This window comes from Arthrobacter sp. Y3221157 (assembly GCF_059089865.1).
The window spans coordinates 1-9,341 of sequence record NZ_JBNHFD010000114.1 but is presented as its reverse complement, the minus strand read 5'-3'; the positions used below and the strand labels follow the sequence as shown (position 1 = coordinate 9,341).

At 66.6% G+C, this 9,341-nt stretch carries 9 protein-coding genes; 5 read left to right on the top strand and 4 right to left on the bottom strand.

The genetic code is table 11. From position 1 onward, the window contains the following. The coding region (locus AC5RTT_RS18710; RefSeq protein WP_494146449.1) for a DUF4439 domain-containing protein at positions 1 to 984 on the bottom strand (984 nt) is incomplete at its 3' end. A gap of 106 nt (positions 985 to 1,090) precedes the next feature. Here AC5RTT_RS18710 and rimP point away from each other — a divergent pair. The 3 genes from rimP to AC5RTT_RS18695 all read left to right on the top strand — a co-directional run bounded on the left by rimP (position 1,091) and on the right by AC5RTT_RS18695 (position 3,214). Further along, positions 1,091 to 1,708, top strand: coding sequence for a ribosome maturation factor RimP (rimP, locus tag AC5RTT_RS18705; protein ID WP_494146448.1), 618 nt, complete (start codon positions 1,091 to 1,093; stop codon positions 1,706 to 1,708). After that, positions 1,708 to 2,688, top strand: a complete 981-nt coding sequence (gene nusA / locus AC5RTT_RS18700; protein ID WP_494010453.1) for a transcription termination factor NusA — start codon at positions 1,708 to 1,710, stop codon at positions 2,686 to 2,688. Before rimP ends, nusA begins: the two co-directional genes overlap by 1 nt. Before the next feature lie 163 nt (positions 2,689 to 2,851). Further along, positions 2,852 to 3,214, top strand: a complete 363-nt coding sequence (locus tag AC5RTT_RS18695; RefSeq protein ID WP_494146447.1) for a YlxR family protein — start codon at positions 2,852 to 2,854, stop codon at positions 3,212 to 3,214. 195 nt (positions 3,215 to 3,409) lie between these two features. Here the strand turns inward: AC5RTT_RS18695 and AC5RTT_RS18690 are convergent, their stop codons facing one another. After that, positions 3,410 to 4,375 (bottom strand): NAD-dependent epimerase/dehydratase family protein, encoded by a 966-nt coding sequence (locus AC5RTT_RS18690; RefSeq protein WP_494146446.1) that lies wholly within the window; start codon positions 4,373 to 4,375, stop codon positions 3,410 to 3,412. A gap of 28 nt (positions 4,376 to 4,403) precedes the next feature. Then, entirely contained in the window at positions 4,404 to 5,846 is a 1,443-nt protein-coding gene (locus AC5RTT_RS18685; protein WP_494146445.1) for a Gfo/Idh/MocA family protein, read from the bottom strand. A 364-nt stretch (positions 5,847 to 6,210) separates the two neighbouring features. On the opposite strand from AC5RTT_RS18685, the gene AC5RTT_RS18680 reads away from it, so the two are divergent. Continuing rightward, the gene (locus AC5RTT_RS18680) at positions 6,211 to 7,245 is read left to right on the top strand and encodes a LacI family DNA-binding transcriptional regulator (RefSeq protein ID WP_494146444.1); all 1,035 of its coding nucleotides are present in this window, start codon (positions 6,211 to 6,213) and stop codon (positions 7,243 to 7,245) included. Positions 7,246 to 7,251: 6 nt separating this feature from the next. Here AC5RTT_RS18680 and AC5RTT_RS18675 read toward each other — a convergent pair whose 3' ends face one another. Further along, the gene (locus tag AC5RTT_RS18675; protein ID WP_494146443.1) at positions 7,252 to 7,938 is read right to left on the bottom strand and encodes a FadR/GntR family transcriptional regulator; all 687 of its coding nucleotides are present in this window, start codon (positions 7,936 to 7,938) and stop codon (positions 7,252 to 7,254) included. Positions 7,939 to 8,037: 99 nt separating this feature from the next. Here AC5RTT_RS18675 and AC5RTT_RS18670 point away from each other — a divergent pair, with 99 nt between their 5' ends. After that, positions 8,038 to 9,324, top strand: coding sequence for an alpha-hydroxy acid oxidase (locus AC5RTT_RS18670; protein WP_494146442.1), 1,287 nt, complete (start codon positions 8,038 to 8,040; stop codon positions 9,322 to 9,324). Positions 9,325 to 9,341: the final 17 nt, after the last annotated feature.

Here is a 9,341-nt window from a genome sequence, read left to right as displayed (position 1 = left end):
CAGGAAAGCGGGCTCCAGCGCGTAACCCGGCTCCTGGGGCGGCGGAACGGCGCAGTACAGGCGGCTGGCGGCTTCGGCATCCTCCACAAGGTCCTGGTGCCGCCCCAGGAATTCCGACGCCGCCCCTGCAGCATCGGCGGGGAGCCGCGCCAGGGCCGCCTGGTATCCGTAGACCACTTCCAGCTCGGCGGCTGCCAGGGCTGCCAGGGCGCTGCCCGCCCCCGCCCGCCCAGCTGACTGTGCCTGCTCTCCGGACTGTGCCTGCTCTCCGGACTGTGCCTGCTCTTCGGACTGTGTCTGCTCGCTGGCGGGAGCCTGGCCTGACGGGACAAAAGGGCACGCTGCAGCTGTCCCAGCGGACGGTGATCCTGATGTCACGGGCGCGGTGGCGCCGGCACCCGCCGCGGCCGGTGCCGTTGGTGCTGGGCCACCGGGCACGGCCTGGTTGATACCGGCGACGGCGTCGGGGCTGCCGGATGCCGCGGCGAGCTCTTTGGCCGCCAGTACCTGGGCTGTGCCTGCCCCTGCCAGCAGGCGGGCCATCCCGCCGTCGGCCGTTTCCGCGTCCCGGAGCCGTTCCGTACCGCTGGTGGCCAGGGCTGTGGCAAGTCTGGCAGCTGTCAGACCGGCAGGAGCCGGCGTGGGGGTGCCAGTGGTTGGCGACGGGGCCGCGGACGCAGCGGCCTCCGGCAGCAGGAGCGCGCGGGCCTGAATGGTCAGCAAGGTCACAACCCGGTCCAAGCTGGCGGCAGCAGCGCCGTCGACCGTTCCGGCAGCAAGCTGGAGCCCTGAGGCGCGGAGTTCAAGGACGTCCGCCAGGGCGGCCGCGCGGGCCTGCTCCGTGAACGGGGGAGCGGGCGGCTCGGGCGGATCCGCGGGAATCAGGGCGAATCCCAGGCTGAGGACAAGGAGTGCTGCGAGGGTGATGACGGCGTACCGGAAATAGCGCATCCGTGGTTGGTTTTCCTGGTTGTCGTCGTTCACAACAGACCATGGTGCCACGGCTGAGGGGGATCGCCGTGCACCGTTCTGCCGGTAAAATAGCTACGCTAGTACACACCACATCATCTATAGGGAGGCGGCCGGCATCGTGAGCAATGCAGAAGCCACGGCTTCACCAGACCACACCGGAACTGGCAGGGCTGGGACCGCAGCGGCACACAATCCGGAAGCTGCCCGGCTGAGGGCGCTCCTTGAACCCTCTGTCCTGGCCAACAGGCTGTACCTCGAGGACGTGGAAATAAACGTTGCCGGGTCCCACCGGGTGGTCCACGTCGTGGTGGACCTGCCGCAGGAGGAGACGGGCGGCGTAAGCCTCGATGTCATCGCAGACATTTCCAAGGTCATGTCCGACGTCCTTGACAACGATCCCAGCATGGACAGCCGCCCCTACGACCTGGAAGTTTCCTCACCAGGTGTGGGGCGTCCCCTGACCGAACCCCGCCACTGGCACCGGGCCAGGGGCCGGATGGTCACGGTGAACGTCATCCAGGGTGACAACGTCACCGGCCGCATCCAGTCGGTGGACGACGCCGGCGTGACAATCGTCCCGGAGATCGCCGTTAAGAAGGGCATGAAGCCCAAGCAGGGCGACCCCATCAAACTTCCTTTCGACAGGATCCGCAGCGGAAAAGTCGAGATCGAATTCAGCCACCTCAATGAGGGCGGTCTGGAACCTGAACACAATGGACCTTCTGAGGAGGCCTGATGGATATTGACATGAGCGCACTGAGACTTCTGGAGCGTGAGCGTGAAATCCCGCTGGACCTCCTGATCCCCACCATCGAGCAGGCGCTCCTGGTGGCCTACCACAAGTCTCCCGGCGCCTTCGAAAAGGCCCGGGCCGAGCTGGACCGCAAGAGCGGCCACGTGACCATTTGGGCTGTGGAAATCGACGACGACGGCGCGCCCATCGGCGAGTTCGAGCACACGCCGGAGGGTTTTGGGCGGATCGCCGCCAGCACCGCCCGGCAGATCATCCTCCAGCGCCTGCGCGACGTTGAAGACGACAACGTGCTCGGCGAATTCAAGGGCCGCGAGGGCGAACTGGTTTCAGGCACCATTCAGCAGGGCAATAATCCGCACATGATCCAGGTCAACCTGGGTTCAGTGGAAGCGCTGCTTCCGCCGCCGGAGCAGGTTCCGGGGGAGAAGTACATCCACGGCAACCGGCTCCGTGCCCTGGTCATTGATGTCCACCGCGGCTCCAAGGGCCCGTCCGTCACACTGTCCCGCTCCCACCCGGGGCTTGTGCGCAAGCTCTTCGAACTGGAAGTTCCGGAGATCGCGGACCGTTCCGTGGAGATCGTTGCACTCGCCCGCGAAGCCGGCCACCGCACCAAGATCGCGGTGAAGGCGAACGTCCCCGGGATCAACGCCAAGGGAGCCTGCATCGGTGAAATGGGTTCCCGGGTCCGCGCCGTCATGAACGAACTCAACGATGAAAAGATCGATATCGTCGACTTCAGCGAGAACCCGGCCACGTTCATCGCCAGCGCCCTCTCGCCCTCGCGTGTGAATTCGGTCACCATCACGGATGAGGCCACCCGGTCAGCACGCGTGGTTGTCCCCGACTACCAGCTGTCCCTCGCCATCGGCAAGGAGGGCCAGAACGCCCGCCTGGCCGCGAAGCTCACCGGCTGGCGCATCGATATCGTCTCCGACGCCGCCACGGCCAAGGAAAGCTGACCCGCCGCCCGGCCCGGATCCTGCCACGCCGGAGCCGGCCGGCAGTTCCGGTGGAAGGCCCCGGAGGGGCTAGAATAGATAGGACCGCGCCTTACGGCCGGTAACCGTGTGCCTTGCGTGTGCCCTTTCCGATGGGGAAGGAGCGCGTCCGTGGCCTGCAGATATGAACGTCAGGACGATTACCGTGGCAGAAGTACGTACCAGCGGGAGTCAACCGGAACGCACCTGCATCGGTTGCCGGAAGAAGGGGCCGCGGTCTGAGTTACTCCGGCTCGTCGCCGAAGGCAGTGGATCAACCGCTGTCCTGGTGGATGAACGACGCCGGATGGCTGGCCGGGGTGCATGGCTGCATTCCAGCGAATCGTGCCTGGCTCTGGCAGTAAAGCGGCGAGCGTTCGGACGCGCCCTTCGGGGAGCAACCGGAACCGAAGCCGTGGAACGCCGGATCACGTCAGGTCCGATCGTCACAGGCGCCACGGCGGCTGCGACACCAACCGTCCAACCTGAAAGCGGGTCAGAAATCTGATGGAAACCCGATGAGTTCCCAGCGATGAGTGCGTAACGATGACAACTTTGTTGCGCTCTGCAATGGGCCCTTATGCAGCATCCGCGGCTGGGGCCCGCAGTAAGAAGTAGACGGTTCGTGCCTGGCTCGGTGCGGACCGAGACAGGAGAAATGTGGCCAAGGTCCGCGTACATGAGCTCGCGAAAGCGTCGAATTTCATGATGTCTCCTTGGCTCCGGTGCCGGCAGTCACCAGCGCGGAGGTCTCGTCGTTGAGGGTGGGATGGGACTTGAGTTCTGAACGCCAGCTCCGCTTGGGCTGCCAGCCCAGGAGTGCTTGGGCTTTGGCGATGGAGAAGGCGGGGCTGGTGCCGGTGAGGCCTGCGCTGAGCGCCTCGCTGCCGGGCAGGAAGCGGGGCATGAGGTCCGCCAGGGGCGCCGTTGCCAGTGCGTCCGCAGCCCCCACGAAGAAGGTTTCCCCGTTGGGAATGGACTCCATCTTCTGCAGCAGCAGGTCAAGGAAGTCAGCCACGTCACGGGCATCCACGTAGTTGAACAGGGCCGGGGCGGACATGGCCGGATCTGCCAGCCGCTCGGCGACCGTGTGGCCCTGCTGGGTAGGTGCTCCGTCCCATTCCTCGGGCGAAATCACATAGCAGGGGCGGAAAGCCGCGTAGCGGATCTTCTCCCCCTGGGCCGCGGCGAACATCTGCACCGTCTGTTCCGCGATCAGCTTGGACAGCGCGTAGGCGTTCCACGGTTTTGCCGGTGTCCGCTCGTCGAGCGGGAACGACGGCGGCAGCCAGCCGGCCGGTGAGCCGTAGCCCAGGACGGTGGGGCTGCTGGCGGTGACGATTTTCGGCACCCCAACTTCCGTGGCCGCGCTGATGACGGCGAAGGCGAGGCGGGTGTTCGTGCTGAAGATGACGTCCTCCGGCGCGCTGAAAGGTACAGCGATGGCTGCCAGGTGGATGACGGCGTCGGGCTTTGCTTCCCGGAGCAGGCGCTGGGCCTCACCGGGTGCCAGCAGGTCCGCGGTTTCCTGGACGGCACCGGCCGGCAATTGTCCGGCGGGCACGGCGTCGCGGTCCACCGAAATGACGTGGTGGCCGGCTTCGGCGAGCCCCGCCACCACGCTGCGTCCCAGCCGGCCGGCGCCGCCGGTGACAAAGATCCTGCTCATGGTTGTTTCCTAACGTTCAGGGCAGGGGCTAGGCGCCGCGGCGGAGGTCGACGCCGAGGTCCAGGTCCTCGATGCGTACGGGCAGGGATGACTCAAGGGACCGGTTGCCGGCGATGCCCACCGATACGGAGCGCAGTCCGTCCAGGTAGCCCGACGGACGGCCCAGCGGGTCCTCGCCCGGGCCATGGAAAAGGTCCGAGAGCAGGAGTTCGTCACCGCCGCCGTGGCCGCCTTCGCCGTTGACGATCGGCACCTCGTAGGCTGCCTCCCAGTGGCGCTGGACCACCAGGCGTTCGCCGTTCCGGCGGATGGCGTCGTCTTCCTCGATGGGGGTTGCGCTGGGGTCCACCACCGTCTTCTTGTCGGTGCTGGACGTGACGGCGGCACGTTCCACCACTTCCAGTTCGGCACGTCCCTCGGTGCCGTTGACTGCCACCCGGTAGCCCTCCCAGGGGCTGTGGGCATTCAGCGAGTAGCTCAGGCGCGGGCCGCCCTGGTACTCCACCACCAGGGCGAGGTTGTCCTCTATGGTGATGCCGCCGGTGAAGACGTCCTGGTCGCGGCGGTAGCCGTCGTAGTGCTCGTTGTCCAGGAAGAGGGCCTTCAGCCGCTCGTCCTCACGCAGGTCAAGCGTGAACGGATCCTTCTCGGCGGCGGCCGGCGCATCGGCGTCGGGGGTGCCGCGTTCCGGGCGGGGGCCCAGGCCGCGCTCCGCCGCGTTCTTGTCGCCATAAAACTTCAGTCCGCCCGAGGCGAAGACACGCTCGGGAACGTCGTCAATCCACCAGTTAACAAGGTCAAAGTGGTGCGAGGCCTTATGGATCAGCAGGCCGCCGGAGTTCTTCTTCTCCCGGTGCCAGCGGCGGAAGTAGTCGGCACCGTGGACGGTGTCCAGGACCCAGCTGAAGTCGATGGAGGTGACCTTGCCGATCACGCCGCTCTGGATGATCTCCTTGAGGGCGCTGTTGCGTGGCGAATAGCGGTAGTTGAACGTGACCACCACGCTGCGGCCGGTCTCCTGCACGGCTTTGGTGATGCGGCGGCAGCCCTCGGCGTCAATGGTGAGCGGCTTTTCCACCACCACGTCCGCGCCTGCCCGGAGTGCCTCCACAATGTAGTCGGCGTGGGTGTAGTCCGGCGTTGTCACCACCACGCGGTCGATCTTGTTGGCCTGGATGAACGCGGTGAGCTCCGCGGGATCAAAGGAGGCAACCGGGCCCGGCGCACCTAGTTCCTGGATGAGCTTCTGGTAGAACTCCACCCGGCCGGGGTTGACGTCGGAGAAGGCCACCAGCTCCGCCGTGGAGGCGTAGTTGCCGAAGATTGCGCGGATATACATTTCCGAACGCCCACCAGTGCCGATCAGGGCGATGCGGGCCCTGCCGCCGTTGCCCGGAGCGGCGGCTGCTGCGGTGGCGGTGCCGGCATTTGAGACCGTGGCTGCTGAACTCGGCTCGGCTGTGTTGACCATGAGGGTCCCTTTCAAAGGCTCAAGATAAGGCCGTCTTGACCGGCCGTTCCGGGGAGGTGGCCGGCGGACTGCTGCACCGGCCTGAGAAAGCGTTTTCTCGATTCGCTATATGATTTGTATCAACAGCAGCGGCGATCCGTCAACCATTCTGGGCGTTGAAAGAAAGCGTTTTCTACCCCCCTTGCTAAGCGCCAGCTGCGGCTGCCGGGAAAAACGCTGGGAAAACATGGGAAAAGGATAGAAATCGTTTTCCCAGTGCGTTATATGCTGTCACTCAGGACACCGCCACCAGACGGCCGGGCACTGTGGTTCGCTGCAGAACGGGTAACGGCCAGCAGGCCTGTGGCGCTAAGGAAGGGTCGCTATGGTCAGGAAATCTGCAACCGGCAGGATCGGCATCGCGGATGTCGCCGCGAAGGCAGGGGTTTCGCATGCCACGGTGTCCCGTGTCATGAACGGCAACTTCACGGTGGACCCCGACATTGCCGCCCGCGTCAGGGCGGCTGCGGCAGAGCTGAAGTACCAGCCCAACCCGGTCGGCCGAAGCCTGGCTCTGGGCAAGACGGACACCATCGGGATCGTGGTGCCGGACCTCGCCAACCCCACCTTCCAGGCAATCCTGCGGGGACTCAGCCGTGCCGCCGCCCAGGACGGATACCGCGTCCTCATCGCCGATTCCTTCGAGGTCTCCAGCGAGGAGGCCATCCTGGCAGGCGAGGCCCGCCGTCGTTGTGACGGCCTGGTTCTCTGCGCACCCCGCATGACGGACGCCGAGCTGGAGGAGATCGCACCTTCGCTGCATCCCCTGGTCCTGATCAACCGCACCACCTCAACAGCGGGGGTTCCCAGCCTGGTGGTCGACTACGGCCAGGGCGTGCAGGACATCGCCGAACACCTGGTGGAACTGGGACACAGCCGCCTGGCGTTCCTCGCCGGGCCGCCCCGGAGTGCATCGAACGGGCTACGGCTCCAGGGCCTGGAGTCCTTCAAGGCCGCCCATCCGGACGTGGAGGTCATCATGCTCGAAGGCGGCTCGGACTTCGATACGGGACACGGGGCCGTGGACGCCGTCCTGGAAAGCGGCGCCACGGGAATCCTGGCCTTCAACGACCTGGTAGCCATGGGCCTGATGAGCGGCCTGCATGAACGCGGGCTCGACGTGCCGAACGACATCTCCGTCACCGGCTTCGACGATATCCCCTTCGCCAAATACACGACGCCGGCCCTCACCACCGCCGCGGTCCCCATCACCGAACTGGGCGAGCAGGCTTGGCAGCAGCTGCGCGCGCTCATCCGCAAGGAGCAGAGTGACACCCCGGGCAGCCGGTACCAGCCCCGGCTGGAAGTGCGCGCCAGCACCGGCCCGGCCAAGGCCGCCCGCAGCACGGTCCACGGCTAAGCGCCCCTACGGGCGCAGCCCGGCTTCCTTGTAGTACCCCTCAATATGCGCGGCCACCAGCTTGGCCGCCAGCGCGCCGTCGTTGTTCCGGATCGCTGCCAGGATGCCGTGGTGCTCGTCCCGAAGCCGGGACGCCGTGGCGGCCCAGTCCGGGAGGTTGGAGGTCAGCTCCGCCGCGTACCCCTGGATGGACTCCCGGAGCGAGCCCATCATGGCGCTGACCACGGCGTTGCCCGCAGCGTCCGCCAAGGCGAGATGGAACCGCACGTCCAGGGCCAGGAACTCCGCCACCGGAAGGTCTTCCGCGGCCATGCCCTCAAGGAGCGCGGCGGCCTCGTCCAGCTCCGGGGCGTCGGGGCCCGCCTTCGCCACCGCCCAGGACTCCAGCAGCACGCGGGTCTCCACGATGTCTGCCACCGGCAGGTGCTGGGTGGCCACGTGGAGCCGCAGGGCGGAGCCGAGTGCCGCCGTCGGATCTGAAATGACCACCGTCCCGGCCTCCGGTCCGGATCCCACGCCTGCCCGCACCACTCCCAAAGCTTCGAGGATCCTGATGGCCTCCCGGACGGACGTCCGGGAGACCTGCAGCTGTTCGGCAAGGCTGCGCTCCGCCGGCAGTCGGCCGCCGACCGCCAGCCGGCCCGCGGAAAGCTCATTCTCGATCCAGGACAGGACAAGCCGGTGGGTACGCATGCACCAATGGTAGTTGATGTGGTTGGACCACATGACCTACAGTGTGGTTAGACCACAGAAGGTTCCGTAACCGGACCTGCCGGCCCAACCGAGGACGCCATGACCCACACCATCCAGCCCAACAATCCGGAGACAATCCCCGCCCCGGATGGCACGGACATTCCCGCCGCACCGGCACAGACTCCCCCGGCGCCGTCGTCCGCCGTTCCCGCGGCCCTGAAGCGCCGCATCCCCAAGTATGCGGACCTCGCTCCCCTCATGCAGTTCAAGAAGCCGGAGTTCAGCAAGGAGGCCCGGCTGAAGCGCGCCAGCACCATCTGGGAACTCCGGGACATCGCCAAGCGCCGCACGCCGCAGGCACCGTTCGACTACACAGACGGCGCGGCCGAAGAAGAGATCACGTTGCGCCGCGCCCGCCAGGCGTTCCTGGACATCGAATTCCGCCCCGGCATCCTCCGCAACGTCTCCGCCATCGACCTCAGCACCGAGATCCTGGGCAAACCGTCGCGGCTGCCCGTGGGCATCGCCCCCACCGGCTTCACCCGCATGATGCAGTCCGAGGGCGAGTACGCCGGTTCCCAGGCAGCCGAAGCGGCCGGCATCCCCTACACCCTCTCCACGATGGGCACGGCCTCCATTGAGGACGTGGCAGCAGCCGCCCCGAATGGCCGCAACTGGTTCCAGCTGTACCTGTGGACGGACCGTGACCGCTCACTGGAACTGATCGAACGCGCCGCCAAGGCCGGCAACGATACCCTTATGGTCACCGTTGACACCGCCGTGGCCGGTGCCCGCCTCCGCGACGTCCGCAACGGCATGACCATTCCGCCGGCGCTGACCCTCAAGACCGTCCTGGACGCGTCCTACCGCCCGGCCTGGTGGTTCAACTTCCTGACCCACGAGCCGCTGACGTTCGCGTCCCTGTCGCGCTACACAGGCACGGTGGCCGATCTGATCAACTCGATGTTCGACCCCACCCTGACGTTCGAGGACCTCGACTGGCTGCGTGAAACCTGGAAGGGCAAGCTGGTGGTCAAGGGCATCCAGACCGTCGAGGACGCCCGGCGGGTGGTGGACCACGGCGCGGACGGGGTCGTACTGTCCAACCATGGCGGCCGCCAGCTGGACCGCGCGCCCATCCCGTTCCACCTGCTCCCGGAGGTCAAGCAGGCCTTCACGGCGGACAACACGGACGCGGCCATCATGCTGGACACCGGCATCATGAGCGGCGCGGATATCGTTGCCTCGCTGGCCCTTGGCGCCGACTTCACCCTGATCGGCCGCGCCTACCTCTACGGCCTGATGGTCCAGGGAGATTTCCGTCACCGGGACCCGGATGCCGGATTCGCCATCTTCGATGAAGGCCAGCGCATGCGATGCCAGTGACCGGGTGGCAGGTGCCC

Excerpts from the sequence above, each read along its gene's own strand:
- nusA (WP_494010453.1), top strand. The coding sequence starts at position 1,708 with ATGGATATTGACATGAGCGCACTGAGACTTCTGGAGCGTGAGCGTGAA.
- AC5RTT_RS18695 (WP_494146447.1), top strand. The coding sequence starts at position 2,852 with ATGAACGTCAGGACGATTACCGTGGCAGAAGTACGTACCAGCGGGAGT.
- AC5RTT_RS18690 (WP_494146446.1), bottom strand. The coding sequence starts at position 4,375 with ATGAGCAGGATCTTTGTCACCGGCGGCGCCGGCCGGCTGGGACGCAGC.
- AC5RTT_RS18685 (WP_494146445.1), bottom strand. The coding sequence starts at position 5,846 with ATGGTCAACACAGCCGAGCCGAGTTCAGCAGCCACGGTCTCAAATGCC.
- AC5RTT_RS18680 (WP_494146444.1), top strand. The coding sequence starts at position 6,211 with ATGGTCAGGAAATCTGCAACCGGCAGGATCGGCATCGCGGATGTCGCC.
- AC5RTT_RS18675 (WP_494146443.1), bottom strand. The coding sequence starts at position 7,938 with ATGCGTACCCACCGGCTTGTCCTGTCCTGGATCGAGAATGAGCTTTCC.
- AC5RTT_RS18670 (WP_494146442.1), top strand. The coding sequence starts at position 8,038 with ATGACCCACACCATCCAGCCCAACAATCCGGAGACAATCCCCGCCCCG.